Origin of the sequence: Hydrogenophaga sp. A37 (assembly GCF_002001205.1) — a bacterium.
Taxonomy (GTDB): Bacteria; Pseudomonadota; Gammaproteobacteria; order Burkholderiales; family Burkholderiaceae_C; genus Hydrogenophaga.
This window is the reverse complement of the sequence record NZ_MUNZ01000086.1, coordinates 24,191-42,746: the sequence shown is the minus strand read 5'-3', so window position 1 is coordinate 42,746 and position 18,556 is coordinate 24,191. Positions and strand designations below refer to the sequence as shown.

The window sequence follows — 18,556 nt, the reverse complement described above, 5'->3', positions numbered from 1 at the left end:
TTTGGGCTTTCCACAGACGTTTTCAGGTCGGTGCCGAGAGTGCGAGCCGTACAGAGGCAGTCACTGGCGCAGCGCGAACAGATACAAGGCAGAAACTAGACCACCTCTGTGGCGAAGCCGGCATTGCCCTCTTATTCAGTGGCCTTAACAAGAGACGAGTTGACCTGACACTCGGTGTCACCCGCTGCGTTTGCACGACGCCGGTCGATGGCCTCCCTAGCAAGGTTCCATAGCGTCGGTGGGATCGGCTGACCCTGACGGATTTTGTCCCATTCAGCCACAGCCTTGCCTCTGGCCACCACAGCTTCGGCCTCGGTCTCTTTGAGGCGCTTTTCCATGCACACACTCTTCGTGCCGGAACGTTTCAGGGCTTCAATTTTTAGCAGCAACGCCTGGCAGGCATCCAGGAATTCGAGCCTTTGCAGGGGATCAGCGTGATACTCGCCGACAAATCCCGCGCGAGTCCATGGAGCCCCACGCAACATCGCAGCAACACCTTCGAGCAATAGGTCCGACCGATAAGACGCGGAGTTCCTCGCGAGAGCTTCCGGAGCCAGGCCACCAGGCACAGGTTCGTCAATTGTCGGCCAAGGCGGAATGAGGGAGTTCGCATGCATACCGTGAAGCTTTACGTATTTCTGCAGCGCTCGGAGCTCACTCATTGCGGCGTCGAAGCGACTTCTGAAGTTCACCATTTCTTGCTTGAGCTTAGTGGCCTGCGCCTCATTGTCGGTTGCTTTTTCAACTAGGCGGTGCAACTTTTTTCCACGCCAAAGGCAGGAATAGTGCCAGGTGATGGAATAGGCATAGGCTTCGAGTTCAGCATTTTTCGGATGGACATGGAGGTCACTTTGGGCGGTAGTGGCCAATTCACGTAGTGCTTGAAGGACCGCATCGCGCCCCTCCTTGATCAGCAAGTCAACCATGGAGAGGCAATTGGGGCTCTCGAAATTTCCCAGAGGGTATTTTCTTGACTCGTCACACTGGGATATGTAGGTAGGGCAGTAGTCCATTGTTAGCACTTCGTATAAGTTGACATGCCAGTACATCAGAACCGAGATGAATAAGTAGACAAAGGGGCTGTTGTCGTTGTTCGACCACCACGCCACTCGGTTCTTGGACGAGCATAGCCTTCAGACAAAGGAGGCTGCCCTGAATCGGGAGCGGTTTTTCAGTCGCTCCGCCTAGTGACCGGCTCCCCAAAACCTGACCGGAAGCAAGCAGCCTTAAGCCGCCGGCCAGTGTGCGGTATGGGGTGCAGGTTCATGCCGACAACTGAGTTCTGTGCTCCTGGGGTACATCAGAGACACAGTTGACCTGCCTCGATCAGTGTCAAGCTCCCTGTCCCGTCGCGAGCTTCAGCACCACCCCGATCACGAACAGCGAGACGGCAATCCGCCCCCATCGCCAGGTGGTGAACCAGTAACGATGATTGACCCACACCGCGCGGTGGATTCGCTCTGCTGAAACCAGGAGCGCAAACGCAACGACCATGGGGCCGACGATTCCGACGGACGCATCGATGTGGCTCAAGAGGAATACCCAGAACAGCGGCCAGGCCGCCGCATCGATGGCCGCCAGCCATCGTCGACCGGTCCAGTGCGGTGCATTGGCCCGGGGTTCACGCGCAACGAGCAGCCACATACCAACCTCCAGTCACTTCATGCTTCACAGATCCAATCCACTGTGCTTCTCGTCCATTCGGACCACGGTTTTGCCCATAACGGAAAGGCAACCGACAAACGTTCAAAGAGTGCCAGATCCCACCCGGGGGTTGATTCCACACGGCAAACAACCGTAAAAGATGTTTCATCGCTCGCGGGTCCATGGCCTGCCCAGCTAGCCACGAAAGAGTGTCGTCTGCTCCCCACGGAACACTGCCCTAATTTCCGAGGGAGCTGGATTGGGAATCCGTCCCTCGGTCATCGAGTCTGGTCAGGTGCGCGCCCTGCCCCGCATTCGTCGGTCGCCGTGCGACACCCAAAGCGCTGCAGCCAGGCGCGAGCGCCTGGGCACCGTGGAATAAATGGAAGGGGCCCACCAGAGTGAAACGGAGGTGGGAAGGCGGCCGTATATGCCGCGAAAGGCTTTGGCGTTTGCGCCGGCAGCGCTATGGTGCGCAGTAAGGCGAGCGGCGAAGTTTCAGGGGAGGCACCTTTGGGAGATCGCTGGTGGGACCGTTCACACAGCTAGCGCTCGGCTCCATGGATCTCGATTTGAGCAATGCCGCGCGCCATCAATTCGTTCCAACAGGCTCTGATGGACGGATACGACTGGAAACCATTGAGACGCGCACGATACCCGCACTGTCTAGACAGGATTTCACAGCTCCCTTCTAAATGGATGCAGTCAGCAATCTGCCGTTGCTGGCACTGCTGGAGCAGCCTTATATGCTGGATCGTGACCAGTTGGAAACGTTCGCCACTGTGGTCGAGCAGCAGAGCTTTGACCGCGCGGCCAGCGTGCTCAGCATCACGCGGGGCGCTGTTTCCCAGCGCATCAAGGCGCTGGAAGAATCGCTGTCCACCGTGCTGGTCAAGCGTGAACGGCCGGTAGCGGCTACGCATGCCGGTGAGGTGCTGCTGCGCCATGTGAAGGCACTGCGCATCCTTGAGGGATCGGCACTCCAAGAGCTTTCGCCAACCGCCAAGCCACACGCACCTGTTTCGCTGGCCATTGCGGTGAATGCCGATTCCCTGGCCACCTGGTTTCCTGAAGTTCTCAGGGAGTTGCTGTTGGGTCAGCTGGTGGCCCTGGAGGTGATCGCAGACGATCAAGATCACACCTCTGCCCTGCTGGCTCGCGGCGATGTGATCGGGTGCATATCGACATCGGCCAAACCCGCCGATGGTTTCTTGGCCGAATGCCTGGGCGCCATGGAATACCGCTGCTATGCGACGCCGGCCTTCGCCTCCACGCACTTTCCGAGCGGACTCACGGTGCCAGCAGTGTTGTCAACACCGGCTGTGTTGTTCAACCGCAAGGACTCGCTGCACGACGACTTCCTGAAAAGGCATTTTGGGTTTTCCGTTGAGCGGTACGCCAGACACTACCTGCCCTCCCCTGTTGCCTTGCTCGAAGGAGTTGCCATGGGAGCTGGTTATGGCCTGATTCCCAGCTGGCAGGCAGCTCCCTTGGTGGAAGCGGGACAGCTCGTGGACGTCTGCCCTAATGAGCGGGAGATGGTTGACCTGTTCTGGCACCACTGGGACCTCGAACCACCAATGGCCAGTGACATCACTGCACTGATCGTCAAGGTGGCCAGAAACAGCCTGGAGCCTTCGGTCGGGTTCGAGCCATCAACGGCGCACACTGGACCATCGCCGAGCCCACCCTCCGGCCACAAAGCGGAGCCACAAGGCGGTGCCAGCGGACAAGAAGCATCCGAGCAGCAGTGACACCACGTCGGTGTCTTCACCATATTGGCCCAGCCGGCCCGCCAGATGCACGGCGACTGAAGCGGTAAAGCCAACCGTCACAATCCACCGTGCTTGCCGCGGCGATACGACGATGCCTGTGACCATGGTGGCAAAACAAACGCCGATGCTGGCGATGTAAACCACGTTGACAGACACCATGGTGTCCACAATGCCCTGGTCACGTGAAGCCAGCAACGCGCTCAAACCCAAGGCAATCAGCGCGAATATCGGGTGACCTGCAGAACGACTGCCAGAAGCGGCACAAGCCAGCGCTTCCGTCATGGCACGCAAGATCGCTGCGCCCGCACCCAACGCTGCCACCGACAACGCGATGAGCATCAACTTGTCTGCGCCCTGCCCCACCGATCCAGCGACATGCCCCAGCACCCAGGGAACCACCTGCTTGGCGTCCGCCCAGTCGCCCAACATGCCACCACTCAGCATGGCGACCACCACGGCCGACGGCAAAAATGCGATCACAAAGAGCAACAGCCCTGCAAGAACGCAGCCGCCCACTGCGGCCATGGGTGAGCGCGCGGCCAATACGAACTGCTGGTAGTCGGCACCGGTACACACCAACAAGCCGACGGCCAAAGAAATGGCCACCACGCGAGATGGACTGAAAGTGGTCAGGTCTTCGGCAAAAGCGGGGATCGCCTGCAGGTAGACGCCCATGCCGTTGGCCACGACCAGCGCGTAAACCAGGACGGCGGCGCTCGCAAGCAGACACATGGCGAACAGCGCCGATGCGAAACGCAGGCTCAATCTCGATGCGCCGTAGATCAGCAACAAGATCGTGATGTAGCTGTGTACCTGTTCAAGGCCCAACAACTCCAGCACCGCAACGCCGCCTTGAATCTGGGCAGCCAGTACGCCCGACATCCAGATCAACGACAGCAACGCCACCACGCCTTGAAGCTGCTTGCCGTAGGCACGGCCAAACAAATCCCAGACCGGAAGCCCGGTTGCCCACAGTTGCCGTGCGAACACGGCCAACACCAACATGCCTAAGGCGGTGGCCACCCCATAGATGCTGCCTGCCATGCCGTGTGAGAGCGCCAGTTCACCCGAACCGAAAAGGAATCCGATCCCATAGCTGGCCGAGACCAGTAGTGCCGCAACCTGCAAGCTCCCCAGCGCCCTGTTCATAGAACACACCCTTGCGTCTGCCAGGCGCCGGTGACTGGATCGGTGCCGCTGAAGTAGGCAGAGCAGACCTTGCCGCGATCCCGAAAGACATCTTGCCCTTTCAGCAACCGGTGCGCCTCGGGCAGTCGGTAGTAGGGCACCGCCGGCAGAAGGTGATGGGTGAGGTGGTAGCCGTTGTTGCGCGGGTGGATCAGCCAGCGCCAGAAACCGTTGCAAGCCATGTCACGCGTAAAGGTGAACACGCCACCCGGCCGAAGGCCGAAGTGGTCACACATCTCGCGGAACGTGGTGATCACATGGAATGCTGTCGCCCTGGCCAGCAGCCACAGCACCAGGAAGGTGATCGTGAAGCCGGGGCCGCCTACAGCCAACATCAATGCCACAGCCACAGACCACCACCCAAGGATGTAGAGCTGACTGGCCGTGCGAATCTGGCGCGAGAACAGGTGCCCACCCATCGACGACAGCCAAGCGCTCAAAGAAAAGATCTGGTCCAGGTAGTTCAAGAACCAGTTCGTTGGTCCACTTCGAGCGAAAAACAGGAGATCGGGGTCACCCCCATCGGTCCCGAGTTCCATGTGGTGTTTGAAGTGCGTTTCGCGGTAGCGGGTCAGGCTGGCGAACAACAAGGGCGCGATGAAAAGGCGGGCCACCAGGTCGTTTCGCCGTCGGTCCCTCCACAGATTGCGATGCCCCGCGTCGTGAAGAATATTGCCGAGCGCGCGTTGTCGGTTGGCGATCAGCACAAAAGCCAGTGGCGCGAACAGCTCGCTCCACCACACGACCAGCGCCACAGCGCTGAGAACGATGAGCCAGTCGAAGACAATGTCCAGCACGGCGCGCCAAGGCGCCAGCCGAAACAGCTCACAGTGCGGATCACCCTGTTGGCGCAGCTCTGATCGAAGCGCGGCCATGTCCGAAAGGACATGCGAAGTCGTTGTCATGATGGACACTCCTTCTTCACGGCGTGCGGCTGCGGACGGCCTCGCAGCGCACAGTAGCGTTTGTCGGAGCACAAGGCCCAGGCCGCGCCAAACGGTAGCAGGATATGCCAGCAGCGCGCGGTGGTTTAGGAACTTTGGCCTCGCGTCAATTCAGCTAAACCAGTCCCTTCTGCGTTGCACCTGCGCACTTGTGCACACGCTGGGTCAACGCCAGCCGCCCATAATCAACGCCGAAAGCCAACACCATTTCCCTGTGCTGGAGGACATCGGAGTGAGCGGAGAAAAAGACCAAGTTCGGCTGCAGCAAATGATGGCCCCTGATCTTCGGCCAGAGACCTACGTCTACTGCACCTTCCAGGACCATCGCCTCCCTGTTGACCTCTCTCCCATCTGCACGTTCAGGGAGACCGAAGGATTGACGGCCATCGTGGAGCGCTCTCAAGCCATTCAGGCCAAGGTGCCCTACATCTTTGAGGCCAAACTCATCACGCTCACCGTGCACTCGTCGCTGGAAGCCATCGGCTTTCTGGCCATGATCGCCACAGCCCTGGCCAAAGCAGGCATCCCATGCAATGCGGTCGCCGCCTTCCACCACGATCACCTGTTCATCCCGGTTGAGCGAGCCGATGACGCGTTCTCTTTGCTCAACGCTTTGAGCCACAGCAGCGCACCGGCAGCGAGTTGACGCGCTGCGTACGCAGAGTTTTCGTCGTTTAGCTCGACTGAACCGGCTGCAGATTTGGTCGCCCTGCCCTGATTTCCTTTGACATCGCGCGACGCGCTTGTCTACCCTACCCTCCATCCAGTCTCTTGAGACTTGGTGCTTGGGTTACGCGGTGTCAGCACTGCGTGGCCTGTCGGTCAACCAGACCTACTGGAGTGGGGATGAACAACCTTCAACTTCCCGAGGTGACGCCGTCGACATCTGCGGTTGTGACACGCCGTTCGGTCAAACGCCGTGTCGACCCTATCGACGCGCTCGCACGCCCACTGGGCTCCAAACGTTTGGCGCTGATTGCAAAGCGCACCAACGCTGCCGCATCGACGTCAGCTCGCAGTTCAGAGCGCATCGCTGCGGGCGATACCTTGCTGGCAAATCACGATGGCAGCGTGACCATCCTCCTGCGCGCAACCAGCTACGGTCTGCTGATGGAGCGCACCCAACGCCAAGCTTCGGGCATGCGGCTGGTGCAGACCATGGTCTTTCACGACGTCAAGAGCTTCGACCTCTGGTGTGCGGTTGAGCCGCTGCGTTTTGATGATGGGTTGCTGTTTAGCAAACTGGGGCGAGAGGGTCATGCGGCCTTTGCATTCCACGTCTGATCGCATCGAGCTTGCTTCAGGCGGACCTGCGATGGTCGACAACGCGCGCGTACTTCAGATCCTCTCATTGATCACAGATGCGAGGTCCTCGGGCGAAGTGCTCTCACTGTTTCGCGAGGCCGTTGCGGGCCTTGGTGCGGATGCAGGCTTCTTCCTGAGCTGCCTTCGGGACCATGCAACCCGAACCTCTGTTCGGTCCCTTTGGGCATGCGATCCAGCATGGCCGGCCGAATACGCTGCTCAACGTTGGTTCGAACATGATCCCTGGTTGCGGTATGCATCGAGCAACGCGGAACCCGCACGCTCCAGCAACCTGGTCTGTTCATCACAAAAAGAAGTCGCGTTCATCCGAGCAGCTGCAGAGCATGGCTTCGCCTTTGCTCTGATCGCACCTTCCCCCAGCTCGGTTGGCCTGTCAAGGGTGGGGGTCCTGTGCCTGGGATCAACTGACCTCGAAAGGTTCGCGGGCGAAAAATATCCACAGGTGCGAGTGCTGGCGCGCGCACTCTCCATGGAGTTGCATCACTCGATTGCAAAGTCCATGCGTGAGGAACTGCTCCAAGGGGTGCGCCTCACAGAAGCCGACCTGCAGCTCCTGCGCTGCGAGGCCGCCGGCCACAGCAGCAAAGTGATCGGTGCGGCCATGAAACTTGAGGCCAAAACTATCGACAGCCGGTTTCAGCGCGTCAATGCAAAGCTGGGAGCACCGGACAGACGCACTGCTGTACGGATCGCGCGCCTTTACGGACTGCTTTAGGCTGGGTACGTAGATTGGCCTGTTTCGACTTGGCTCATACAAACGCAGCAACATGTCGTGCATCACACTAACCCTTAAGCGACCGTTCGACTATCGGTACCAACTGTTCTAAAGCACTCCAAACCTGAGGTAGTGACCCCAGCGAAGGTCAAAGGAATTTCTCAATGGCCCGCAAGTGCGGTGGATTTATCCAATGACCAGGAAAAAGTGCGTGCAAAAACCAACTAAAGGCAGTGGCATCAATTCAAATGTCTGCGTTGCTGAAATAAATGTTAAATCAATACCTAACCATGATGCAAATTTTATCAGCATTATCCGCCTTCGAATAGTCTGACTGCATCAAGCTTTTGTCCACCTTTAATCCGAGCACGTTTGCTTTAACAAAAGTACACTGCCTAAATGAAGAATAGGACATATTCGAAGCCGTTAAACTTGATGACGTAAAATCAGAATAATCAAAATTACAGTTAATAAATGCACCCCCCTCCAGCTTTGCATTTGCGAATCTACAATTCTTGAAATTGCAATTCTTGAAATGCGTAAGGGCCAAACTAGATTCAGTGAAGTCGCACCCACTAAAATCCAGATTTTCATAACATGTATTATCAATTGAGCCTGAAAATACAGATCTAGAGAAATTGCATCCTGCGAGCGTGCAGTTCTTAAATGTGGTATGAAACAGTGTAGCACCTGAAAAACTCACGCTGGAAAAATCAATCCCTTCAAATTTGGCCCCTTGATACTCTACATTTGAAAAGTCGATACTCAGTAGCTTGAAAGTCTTATCAGACCCATTTAATATGAATGACAACAGATTCTCTGAGTATGGCAACGGCCTTAAGCGATTGGCGATTAAATTTTCGATTAGGCCATATGCCATTATGAATTCCTGAATGGCGTAATGAGAGAACCGATAATCTCCCTCACAGGTTCGATTCAATAGAGATCTGCCACCAAACTCGATGTATTGGAGATCGTTAAGGACAGGGTATATCTCAATCGCAGCCAACAGGTCCTTTTCACATATTTCTCTAGAACGTTTTTTTTGCATTAAGGCAGCGACGGTAACACATGCCTCCAGCAACAACATGTGACTAATGGCCCTACCCTGTTCATATAGCTTGCTCTCCTCCCGCATTAGCCAGGTATCTATCAATATCTTTAAAATGTTGTATTCAGACCAAGATGTTGCTGTTGAATCTAGGAATCCGTCGATGTGCGCAAGCAAAAGGGGCCTAAATCGTAATGAGCCCATGTTATCAATGATGGTCCTCGCTCTCCCAAGCAAATCAGGACTATTACGGAATCGTTTTACAAGGTACTCATCCACTTGGCGATCATTAAAAAGCGACAAATAGATCATTGGGCAAACAAACTGCGAGATCTTGATGCGTCCGACACGCTTGAAGGGGTCGATCTCTTCGTTAGGAAAGAACTGCGTCCTACATGTGATTATAACTCGTCGAAACTTTACACTAGACTTTAGCAGCTCAAGAACTCTACCCTTGTAGTTTCCCCAAGCAGTGGGATCTTCATCTAAGGCATCTAACAGCAAGATAGTATTGCCTTTATCCTCAATGCTGTTGATGAATGACACTGTATCTGAATTGATTTTTGTGAGTACGCATTTATCTTTTGTTGGCCAAAAACTTGTTAAATATCCAAGTTTCATCATCATGAGAAATGATGTTTTTCCCATACCGGCATCTGACAAAATAAATAACTGATTTCTACCGTCATCCTTTACTGCAAATTCACCAGTTAGAAATTGATTAATTGTGCTAGATATCTTGGTTGCCACATAAGATACAGGCTCATCCTCGTCAATATCAGCTGGATTTATATGAGAGCAGTTTGGTTCGATGTAGAATTTTGCCAAGTCTAGTACATTTCCAAATACGTCTCCGAGCTTTGTAAGCTCATCCTTTCGCTCACCTCGAATCGCGAGAAGTTTTTTATAAAGAGCAGGGATCCATTTTGGTGAAATGTATTCGAGCATGGCTTTATCCTACTAAGAAATCAGCTAAGTCTTTGCACACAATCTAATTTTCGAGTTTCAATTCTTAAATGAACAACAAACTCGCCGATAGACCTCTCTATACTGGTAAACAGAAACAGAAAGAATATACCCGAATGGAAGACGTTACGGTGGGCGGATTCAAGTCTGAAGTGCAACACCCAGGCGTTCAATGAACGAGGGTGGAATGCTGCGGGCTGATGAGTAGGAGTTCTCGATAAACCGCCATGGGTGATCGTACGCCCAGACCTTTCCCGGGTCGGTCGCTGATCTGATCGGCAATGGCATCGAGCTGCTCCTGGCTATAGCCCGAGAGATCGGTGCCCTTGGGCAGGTGCTGGCGCACCAGGCCGTTGGTGTCTTCGTTGGAGCCCCACTGCCAGGGGCTGTGCGGGTCACAGAAGTACACCGCCATCTGCGTGCGACGGCTCAGCTCTTTGTGCATCGCCAGCTCCCGGCCCTGGTCGTACGTCATGCTCTGGCGCATGGGCGCTGCGATCCCCAGCAGCTTGTCAGAGAACGCATACATCACGTTGGCTGCACTGGCAGGCTTGAACTCAGGCAGCTTGATGAGCATGAGCAGCCAGCTCGTGCGCTCAACCAGCGTGCCCACCGCGCTGGCGTTGGCCGCCCCTTTATGAGGTCGCCCTCCCAGTGCCCGGGGAACTGCCGATCCTCAATCTCGGGTGGGCGCAGGTGGATGCTCACCATGTCTGGGATCAGACCGCGCCGGCCTTGCCATTTGCTACGGGTACGCGCTTGTTGTGCGCGTGGCGCAGGGTGGCGATCAGCTCGCGTTTGAGCTCGCCCACGGGCTTGGCGAAGATGCAGTTGTTGATGGTCTCGTGCGACACGCGGTGCTCATGGCCATTGGGGAATATGCGGGCCAGTGTCAGGGCAATCTGTTCGGGCAACCAGCGCTCGTTCAGAAAGTGGCGCATCAACCTGAACAGGATGCCATCACGATGAAGCTTGCCCGTGGGACGGCCCTGAGGGCGTGCCGTTGGGCAAAAGTACGAGCTGTGGTGCTGGCGTAGCCTCCGGGCTGGGCGTTGCGCCGCAGTGCCCGGCTGATGGTGCTCGGAAAACGCCCCAGAACCTGGGCCATGGCACGAACGCTGTACTTCTGCTGGGCCAGACTGACCAGGGTCACGCGGTCTTCAGGCTGGAGCTGTTGATGGCGCTTGAACGGGGCGCTTTGCATCTACGGACCTTACTTGGTGGCTGGTGTTGCACTTCAGACTTGAATCCGCCGAGACAGAATGCGAAATTGGATGCGCCGAAGCGGCGATCCGGCGAACCACACTTCGAGTTGCTCAGTTCTATGGGCAAATTCACGAACTCAAGCGTGCCAACTAGCACCTAATGAATAAAGGCTTGTGACAGCCTGAACCTTAAGAAATGAATATTTTGCTTTTGGAGAGTGTAATAAGCCATCATAAACTTCGCAAAAGAAAGAGGTAACCTTCAAACGGTGCGGTTAGAATTGATCTTCTTCTAGCCTGTTCTCATATCAATAAACTGAAAATGCAATATTGTTCTTCGAAGCACTTTAGCCGACTCCCAATAATACGGTGCTGTAGATCCAGGAGAATTGGACGCCAAGCTTCGCACAGGTAAGAATGCTGTCCGATTTAGTTCTATTGCAATCGCCAAAATCTGACTAATAACTATTTGAGGATTGGTGCAGCTAGGAAGAGGCTGTCCGTTATAGGCCTCTTGAGGCAGGCACAACACCAAATGACCATCAGGCTTGATTCTTGCGATCCACTTGCGAAGAAATCTATAGTAAAGTTTTGCAAGAGTTGATGAATCCTCTTCAGTGTTAAATCCATAAGGAGGGTCAGTGACAATACAATCATATAGGTCAGAAGACTGAACTAATTTATCCCAGTCTTGCTCGGCACCTACGCATTGAATTCTGGCCAATAAATAGCTAGCATTGAATTGTTCGAATGACGAGGGATTCATGCTGACCTCAAAGTACCCTGCATCCGCGTTCCTACATCCAATAATGCTTTCAGGCATTCTTGGGCGAGCACGATTTATGCTTCTATCACGGCTTTTCCAGGCTGCCAATGCTACCATTTGCTCCGCCAACTCAACACACTTCTTTTCGAATAATTGCGCCCAATTGGTGCTTGTTCGAGCAGATTCTCTAAACCGCACTTCCGTCCTCAACATTGAATAAAAGAACATCCTAGAGCGCAAAGGTAGTTCCTGAAATGACTTTATAAATTTCGCATCATACTGGAAATCTGCAGGGGCTCTTTGGCTGTTTTCAGGAGCACCCTTAAGAACAACCAAAGCCTCAAGGGCCCCAACGAAATCCTTAAAGAACGGTCGAGTGTAGTTGTTGGATTTACTAAGAATCGAATTTTCACTAGTCTTCAGAACTAGAAGCACTTTAGGGTCCAGCAGATTGATGGGCAATTCAACTGCCATGGTTGCGGCATTGCGTAAGGCTACGCTTATTTCCTTTAGGTCGTCTTGATTAAGCCTTAAGAATGAAGCGTTATCCCCCGCAAGAATGTGGGTCATGGGAGACAGGTCACCGCCAGAAGCATAGACTTGAGCATCTTTAAAAGCTTCGAATATGAGCGATCCGGTTCCGCAGAAAGGATCGTGAATCTTGATTTGTCGATTCCAAGGCCTGGTCAGGTTCAACATTGCGCCTAGAAGTTTGTGAGGCAATGTTATTGGAGCTATCCAAGCCGGCTTGTTCTCATCAAAGTAATGCAGTGGATTGCAGTTTTTGAAAATTTGATGATAGCAAAGAATATAACGCTTATTTCCCGGATGTGGAAACCCGTTAGAATGCGCATTGCGATCTTGAAGTACCCATATCGTGCCATCAGCGTCTTCCCCAGAAGATTCCAATTGAATCTCGCCATTCAAAAAGTCATCGGATTTGATGAAATCATCAACAAGATCACCGATTTTTGTGCTCCCTAAGCGAACTTTGTCTGCATAGATTCGAAGTGAATTAATGACGGCATCGGAGTCTTTTTTTACCACCGATCGCTCATGAGACCAGACTTCAAACCGAACCTTTTCATGCTGATGTTTATCTGAACTTTTCTTTCTTCTATTTAGCAAATATTTTTTTAATGAAGAAACCAACACACTCGCACTTCCCTTGCTAACCTCACATAGATATACCTGCAACCCACAAGAATCAATGTATCCACTCTGTGCACACACCTGGCTGATTGCAACACTTAACGTCGGTGGTACATATAGGGAAAACGTGCCAAATCGAGCATCCGCCACCATGCCATAACCTAGCATTGATCCATATGCTTCAACAAAACCATCCCAATCAATATCCTCCATTGATTCGGCATCTTCAAGATATGGCTGAATAACACTACTTAGGGTCCGCTTAAAATCTGATGAACTGTGAAACAGTATATTTTGAGCACCTCCTTCAACCTCCCCTTTAGTTTCCGAGAACTGTCGAATCAACGGAAAGATTTCTGCATACTGCATGTTTGTAGTAGAGAGATTTTCCTTAAACACGAATGTGTACGCCCTACCGCGCACCTGAAACCATTCGACATAGAAATCTTGAATATTAAAGGTAAAAGGGTGGTCACCATCTTTATTTAAGTGTTTCCTAACTAATTCAGCCACGATATTTTTCATTGTACGCATTCTCAATGTTTGATTTTATACACAGTTTTCTTGAGTTAAGATGAGAATCCAAAACCTTGCAACGATTTAGTTTGAATTCACTAATGGAATCACAAGTTAAAGAAGTTTTTTCACGAAAAATGGAATCAATTGCCGATACATATGTAACCTCTCTAACTCTTTGGGCTAATTTTATTCAAAAGTGTCATTCTCGTGTAACAAATTGATCACGAGTGTGAAAAAAGCACTACATTGGTAGATGGGCCTCCACAACAGATTGACCTTGGAGACCTGATCGCTCTCGACGATGAGAAAGCTGCGTACGCTTAGTCACTCGGCCGTACGTTGAGCGCCTTGGGTGATCTGAGCGAGGCCGTGAGCGAATTTGCCAGCCGAGCAGCCGAGAAGCTGCGCCGCCAGGACGGCCATGCCAGCCAGGTGCTCACCTTCGTTCGGACCAGCCCGTTTCGGGCTGACCCGCAGTACAGCCGCTCCATAGTGGTTCCGTTGCGTCGACCGACATCAGACACAAACCGGATCGTTGAGGCAGCGCTGGCCGGTCTGCACTGCAGCTTCAAGCCCGACTTCTTGTACGCGAAAGCAGGTGTCATGTTTCTGGAGCTGCAACCGGCATCAGTGCACCAGACTGAGCTGGCCCTGGAACCAGAGGAAGAGCGGGGCAAGGGAAGGCTGATGGGTGCGCTGGACGGGCTCAACCGGCGCTATGGCAGGGGCACGGTCCTGCTGGGAAGCACTGGGCTGCAAGGGGACCAGAGGCGGTGGTCGATGAAGCAAGAACGCCGCACGCCTCAGTACACGACCCGATGGGAAGATATGCCGGTGGTACGGACCTGACATGCCCAAATGGAGGGGTGCCGGATGCACCCGGGCGCAAGTTTTCATAGACGGCTCGGGCAAGCCGAATCGATAATGCACTCGGGGCGACCTAAACAGCCGTCCCTCCTCCCTGAAAAGTCGTGTGACAGCGACTTTGATTTACCCGGCCTTCGCGCCGGGTTTCTTTTTTCTGGCGCGCCAAGGCGGCAGGGCCTCGCGCGCCGCGAATGTGCTGGAAAACAGCCCAAATCCAGCAGCGGCGCAGGGGGTTTCAAGTCCTACATTGACTTCACGGTGTTCAGAGCGCAGGCAAGCACTGCCGCCTCACGAACAACGTCGAACCGAGGACTTGACCATGAACCAGATATCTCCAGTCGACTCCCAGTGCTGGCATTTCACCTCAGCCAGGCATTGAGGACCGCCACCATGGACGCGTCCACATTCCTAGCCCTCGCACTGGCCTGCGCTCCGCAGGTGCACGCAACCACTGCACATGCGTTGGTCAGTGTCGAAAGCGCCTTCAACCCCTGGGCCATCGGCATCGTAGGCGGTTCACTGCAACGCCAACCCCGCCACCGCACCGAGGCACTGGCCACCGCGCAGGCTTTGCAGGCCACCGGCCGCAACTTCAGCGTGGGCCTTGGGCAAATCAACCTGGGCAACTTCCAGCGCTTGGGTCTATCGCTGGAATCGGCCTTCGAACCTTGCTCCAACCTGGCCGCCATGCAGACGGTGTTGAGCGAGTGTTTCGAGCGGGCGCAACGCAAGTCGTCTCGGGCATCAGCAGAGCAGGCAGCGCTGCGCGCCGCCCTCTCCTGCTACTACAGCGGCAACTTCACCACCGGCTTTCGCCATGGCTACGTGCGCAAGGTGGTCGCCGCAGCCAGCAACCCTCTCCCCATCAGTCAACCCACCCCCGTGAAGGAGCCGTCATGAACCGCTTTCGCCTCTTCGTTCCCCAGCGCCGCGCATCAACGGCCCTGCTTCTGTTGACTGCAGCCTCCAAAGGCTGGGCACAGGGTTTCGACAAGATCAACACCACGGTCACCAACGTCAACACCATCCTGGTGACGATCTCGATTGCCGTGGTGACCATCGCGATCATCTGGGCCGGCTTCAAGATGATCTTTCAAGGCGCACGCCTGGCTGATGTGGCCAACGTGCTGATTGGCGGCACGCTGGTGGGCGGGGCAGCGGCCTTCGCCAGCTACATCGTTAGCTGACGGCTGAAGGTGCAGACCATGCAAGCCGAAGCCATCTACAAGGGCGCCACGCGCCCGGCCATGAAGCTGGGCATCCCGCTGGTGCCGCTGGTGATCCTGTTTGGCACCGGCATGTTGCTGATCATGTGGGGCGGCATCCTTGTGAGCTGGTGGCTAGCGCTGTGTGCGGTCCTTTCCATCGCACCGGTGTTGCTCTGGATGCGCTGGTTGACGGCCCGCGATGACCAGCGGTTCCGGCAGATTTTTGTGGCTCTCAAGCTGAAGCTGCACGACCGAAACCGGCGGTTTTGGTGCGCGCGTAGTTACTCGCCCACGCTCTACCGGGGAGGCTCCGATGTTTGGCATGTTTGACCGATCTGTCGGCGCGGCCCCTCGTCGCTCTGGGCGCCCTGCTGCAGGTCAGCCACAACCGCGCCATTGGGTACAGGCGCTGAAGGAGAACCCGCTCACGCGGTTTGTGCCTTTCTCCTCACTGGTCAGCGAACACGACGTCATCACGCGTGGGGGCGATTTCATGCGAGTCTGGCGTCTAGACGGCGTGGCCTTTGAATGCGCCGACGAACACCTGATCGCTGAACGGCATGAAGCCCTGTGCAGCCTGTTGCGCAATCTGGCGGGCGGCCAATGGGCCGTGTGGACCCACCGGTTGCACCGGAAGATCCACGACCAACTTGAAGACCCGCTGCAATCTGGCTTTGCACGCGACCTGTCACAGGCCTACCAGGCCAGGCTGGGCAAACACGCCATGATGAGCAACGAGCTGTACCTGACGCTTGTCTACCGGCCCAATACCTCTCGCCTCAGCCGGGCACTGCAATCGACCCAGCGTTCGAAAACCGCCATTGCTGCAGCGCACACTGAAGCCTTGCGCGTGATGGAGGAACGGACCGCATTCGTGCACCGGGTGCTGCGCGGCTTTGGCCCTCAACTGCTGGGGGCGCGCATGCAAGGTTCAAGGTGGTATTCGGAACTGGCGGAGTTTCTGGGTTACCTGGTCAACGGCAGCTGGAGGCCGGTGCCCCTTGCAGCAGGGCCGCTGTATCGAACCCTGCCCACCACCCGCCTTTCGTTCGGTGGAGACAAACTGGAACTGCGCCATGGCGAACAGCGCCGTTGCGCGGCCCTGGTAGACATCAAGGAATACGCCGATGCGGTGGAGCCCGGCATCCTGAACGCCTTGCTCTACGAAGACAGCGAATTCATCGAAACCCAGAGCTTTTCGATACTGCCCCGGCGCGAGGCCATGCGTGCGCTGGAGCTGCAACGCGACCAGCTGATCGCCAGCGACGACGTGGTGGCCAGCCAGATCGCCGATATGGACGAAGCGCTCAACGAGCTGGGCGATGGGCAGTTCTGCATGGGCGAGTACCACTACAGCCTGGTGGTGTTCGGTCAGCCCGGCGAAGACAGTCTGGCCGATGCCGGGCGGCGGGCTGCGCAAGCCATCGGCGCGGTGGGCGAAGCTTCCAGCCTGCAGATGTCGCCGGTGGATCTGGTGGCCGATGCCGCCTGGTTTGCCCAGATGCCGGGCAACTGGCAGTGGCGCCCGCGCGATGCCAAGTTATCTTCCCGCGCCTTCGCCGCGCTGGCCAGCGGGCACAACTTCGCCCGTGGAAAGCGCGACGGAAACCCATGGGGAGAAGCGCTGGCCTTGCTGCGCACCCCATCGGGCCAGCCCTTCTACCTGAACCTGCACAGCAGCCCAGAAGGCGAAGACTCTGCCGACAAAAAGCTGCCGGGCAACACCATCATCATCGGATCCACCGGCGTTGGCAAAACCACGCTGGAGATGTTCCTGCTCACGCTCACCCGCAAATGGAACCCGGCGCCTCGCCTGGTGCTGTTCGACCTGGACCGAGGCTGCGAGATCGCGATCCGCGCCCTCAACGGCCGCTACTTCACCCTCGAAGCGGGCAAGCCCACCCACCTGAACCCGCTGCAGCGCGACCCGACACCTGCGCGTATCCAGTTCTGGGAACAGCTGGTCCGCATCTGCATCGCCACGCCCGCCCTGCCCTTGTTACCGGCCGATGAGCGAGCGATTGCCGACGCCGTCAAGACGGTGGCCACCATGCCAACCGCCCTGCGCCGCTTCTCGACGGTTCGCCAGAACCTGCCGAAGTCGGGTGAAAACAGCCTGTACGAGCGGCTCGGGCGTTGGTGTGAAGGTGGCGCCCTGGGCTGGGTGTTCGACCAAGCCAACGACCAGTTGGCGAACCTGGACGCGGCATCGGTGATCGCCTTTGACACCACGGAGTTTCTGGACCTGCCCGAGGTGCGGACTCCGGTCATGCTCTACCTGCTGCAGGTGATGGAAGAGCTGGTCAACGGCGAACGCCTGATCTATGTGATCTCGGAGTTCTGGAAAGCGCTGGATCACGAGATCTTCAGCGACTTCGCCAAGCAGAAGCAGAAGACCATCCGCAAGCAAAACGGTCTGGGCATTTTCGACACCCAGAGCCCGTCTGATGTGCTGCGCCACCCCATCGGGCGGACCATGGTCGAACAGAGCGTGACCAAGATCTTCCTGGCCAACCCGGAAGCGGTGCGCGAGGAGTATGTCGAAGGCTTTGGGCTCAGCGAGGCCGAATTCGGCATCGTGCGCAGCCTCGGCGCGCAGGGCGGGCGCCGCTTCCTCGTCAAACAAGGCCACAGCAGCGCCATCTGCGAACTGGACCTCAGCGGCATGGACGATTTCATCACCGTGCTCTCGGCCACCACCGACAACGTGGCCCTGCTCGACACCGTTCGTGAACGGCACGGTAACGATCCGTTTCTGTGGCTTCCAGCGTTGCTGCGCGAGGTTCAGGATCGCAAATCCCGTACTGCAAGGAGAACCCCATGAAATCCCAAATTCAATGGATTGCGATGATCGCTTTGGTACTGGCCACCAGCGCCGCCTCCGCCCAGTTCGTCCAAGGCAATGAGGCGGTCCGTGTCATGACCGATGGCACCAAGAAGGTGGAGGTTCCGCCACTCCCGTCGGTGGCCTTGGGCTCGCCATGCCCAGCAGCCAAGCCTGGCTGCGCTGGCGGTGGCTGGAAGATGCTGGAGAGCGATTCGGGTCTGGTCGAGTGCACCGAGGTCTTTGCGCGACCCACGACCTGCAGGCCCTCGACCTACGGCGTTGAAAAGCGATCACGCGCTTGGATCGTGAAAGTCAACGGCCAGTGGGTGCAGTGCGCGCAACCGGATAGTTCGGGGAAGTGCGTCAGCCTGAAAAGCCTCCCTGTCAGCGCTGTTCAATAGCC

General features: G+C 55.9%; 16 protein-coding genes and 2 pseudogenes. 11 read left to right on the top strand and 7 right to left on the bottom strand.

The window, feature by feature from the left end:
- Positions 1 to 131: 131 nt before the first annotated feature.
- The gene (locus B0E41_RS08715; RefSeq protein ID WP_143433737.1) at positions 132 to 926 is read right to left on the bottom strand and encodes a hypothetical protein; all 795 of its coding nucleotides are present in this window, start codon (positions 924 to 926) and stop codon (positions 132 to 134) included.
- Positions 927 to 1,332: 406 nt separating this feature from the next.
- Positions 1,333 to 1,644, bottom strand: a complete 312-nt coding sequence (locus tag B0E41_RS08710; protein WP_077330692.1) for a hypothetical protein — start codon at positions 1,642 to 1,644, stop codon at positions 1,333 to 1,335.
- Between the two features lie 695 nt (positions 1,645 to 2,339).
- Here B0E41_RS08710 and B0E41_RS08705 point away from each other — a divergent pair.
- A complete protein-coding gene (locus tag B0E41_RS08705; RefSeq protein ID WP_077330691.1) occupies positions 2,340 to 3,398 on the top strand; it encodes an HTH-type transcriptional regulator ArgP in 1,059 nt (352 codons plus the stop codon).
- Here B0E41_RS08705 and B0E41_RS08700 read toward each other — a convergent pair.
- Both B0E41_RS08700 and B0E41_RS08695 read right to left on the bottom strand, forming a co-directional pair.
- The gene (locus tag B0E41_RS08700; protein WP_077330690.1) at positions 3,300 to 4,568 is read right to left on the bottom strand and encodes a hypothetical protein; all 1,269 of its coding nucleotides are present in this window, start codon (positions 4,566 to 4,568) and stop codon (positions 3,300 to 3,302) included. The two genes, B0E41_RS08705 and B0E41_RS08700, sit on opposite strands and share 99 nt — an antisense overlap.
- A complete protein-coding gene (locus tag B0E41_RS08695) occupies positions 4,565 to 5,512 on the bottom strand; it encodes a fatty acid desaturase family protein (protein ID WP_077330689.1) in 948 nt (315 codons plus the stop codon). Before B0E41_RS08695 ends, B0E41_RS08700 begins: the two co-directional genes overlap by 4 nt.
- Before the next feature lie 253 nt (positions 5,513 to 5,765).
- On the opposite strand from B0E41_RS08695, the gene B0E41_RS08690 reads away from it, so the two are divergent.
- The 3 genes from B0E41_RS08690 (at position 5,766) to B0E41_RS08680 (ending at position 7,592) form a co-directional block, all read left to right on the top strand.
- Entirely contained in the window at positions 5,766 to 6,197 is a 432-nt protein-coding gene (locus B0E41_RS08690) for an ACT domain-containing protein (RefSeq protein ID WP_253194711.1), read from the top strand.
- A 200-nt stretch (positions 6,198 to 6,397) separates the two neighbouring features.
- Complete coding sequence (locus B0E41_RS08685; RefSeq protein ID WP_077330688.1) at positions 6,398 to 6,835, top strand: hypothetical protein; 438 nt, start codon at positions 6,398 to 6,400, stop codon at positions 6,833 to 6,835.
- A gap of 31 nt (positions 6,836 to 6,866) precedes the next feature.
- On the top strand, positions 6,867 to 7,592 hold the full coding sequence (locus B0E41_RS08680; RefSeq protein ID WP_171984712.1) for an autoinducer binding domain-containing protein: 726 nt from the start codon (positions 6,867 to 6,869) through the stop codon (positions 7,590 to 7,592).
- A gap of 277 nt (positions 7,593 to 7,869) precedes the next feature.
- Here B0E41_RS08680 and B0E41_RS08675 read toward each other — a convergent pair whose 3' ends face one another.
- The 3 genes and pseudogenes from B0E41_RS08675 to B0E41_RS26525 all read right to left on the bottom strand — a co-directional run bounded on the left by B0E41_RS08675 (position 7,870) and on the right by B0E41_RS26525 (position 13,257).
- Positions 7,870 to 9,591 carry a pentapeptide repeat-containing protein gene (locus B0E41_RS08675; RefSeq protein WP_077330686.1) on the bottom strand — a complete coding sequence of 574 codons (1,722 nt, stop codon included), beginning with the start codon at positions 9,589 to 9,591 and terminating at the stop codon, positions 7,870 to 7,872.
- A gap of 187 nt (positions 9,592 to 9,778) precedes the next feature.
- A pseudogene (locus B0E41_RS27820) lies at positions 9,779 to 10,813 on the bottom strand (IS30 family transposase).
- A gap of 293 nt (positions 10,814 to 11,106) precedes the next feature.
- Entirely contained in the window at positions 11,107 to 13,257 is a 2,151-nt protein-coding gene (locus B0E41_RS26525) for a hypothetical protein (protein WP_171984711.1), read from the bottom strand.
- A 330-nt stretch (positions 13,258 to 13,587) separates the two neighbouring features.
- Between B0E41_RS26525 and B0E41_RS27735 the strand changes: the two are divergent.
- The 7 genes and pseudogenes from B0E41_RS27735 to B0E41_RS08635 all read left to right on the top strand — a co-directional run.
- Positions 13,588 to 13,887, top strand: a pseudogene (locus B0E41_RS27735) (DNA polymerase V subunit UmuC); the annotation flags it as partial.
- Between the two features lie 51 nt (positions 13,888 to 13,938).
- Positions 13,939 to 14,100, top strand: a complete 162-nt coding sequence (locus B0E41_RS27730; RefSeq protein WP_290440845.1) for a DUF4113 domain-containing protein — start codon at positions 13,939 to 13,941, stop codon at positions 14,098 to 14,100.
- A gap of 408 nt (positions 14,101 to 14,508) precedes the next feature.
- Complete coding sequence (locus B0E41_RS08655; protein ID WP_077330683.1) at positions 14,509 to 15,018, top strand: lytic transglycosylase domain-containing protein; 510 nt, start codon at positions 14,509 to 14,511, stop codon at positions 15,016 to 15,018.
- Entirely contained in the window at positions 15,015 to 15,305 is a 291-nt protein-coding gene (locus B0E41_RS08650; protein WP_077330682.1) for a TrbC/VirB2 family protein, read from the top strand. The genes B0E41_RS08655 and B0E41_RS08650 overlap by 4 nt, the downstream gene beginning before the upstream one ends.
- An 18-nt stretch (positions 15,306 to 15,323) precedes the next feature.
- A complete protein-coding gene (locus B0E41_RS08645) occupies positions 15,324 to 15,656 on the top strand; it encodes a VirB3 family type IV secretion system protein (protein WP_077330681.1) in 333 nt (110 codons plus the stop codon).
- Positions 15,640 to 18,150 carry a VirB4 family type IV secretion/conjugal transfer ATPase gene (locus B0E41_RS08640; RefSeq protein WP_077330680.1) on the top strand — a complete coding sequence of 837 codons (2,511 nt, stop codon included), beginning with the start codon at positions 15,640 to 15,642 and terminating at the stop codon, positions 18,148 to 18,150. Before B0E41_RS08645 ends, B0E41_RS08640 begins: the two co-directional genes overlap by 17 nt.
- A complete protein-coding gene (locus B0E41_RS08635; RefSeq protein ID WP_077330679.1) occupies positions 18,147 to 18,554 on the top strand; it encodes a hypothetical protein in 408 nt (135 codons plus the stop codon). The genes B0E41_RS08640 and B0E41_RS08635 overlap by 4 nt, the downstream gene beginning before the upstream one ends.
- The last annotated feature ends 2 nt before the right edge of the window (positions 18,555 to 18,556 follow it).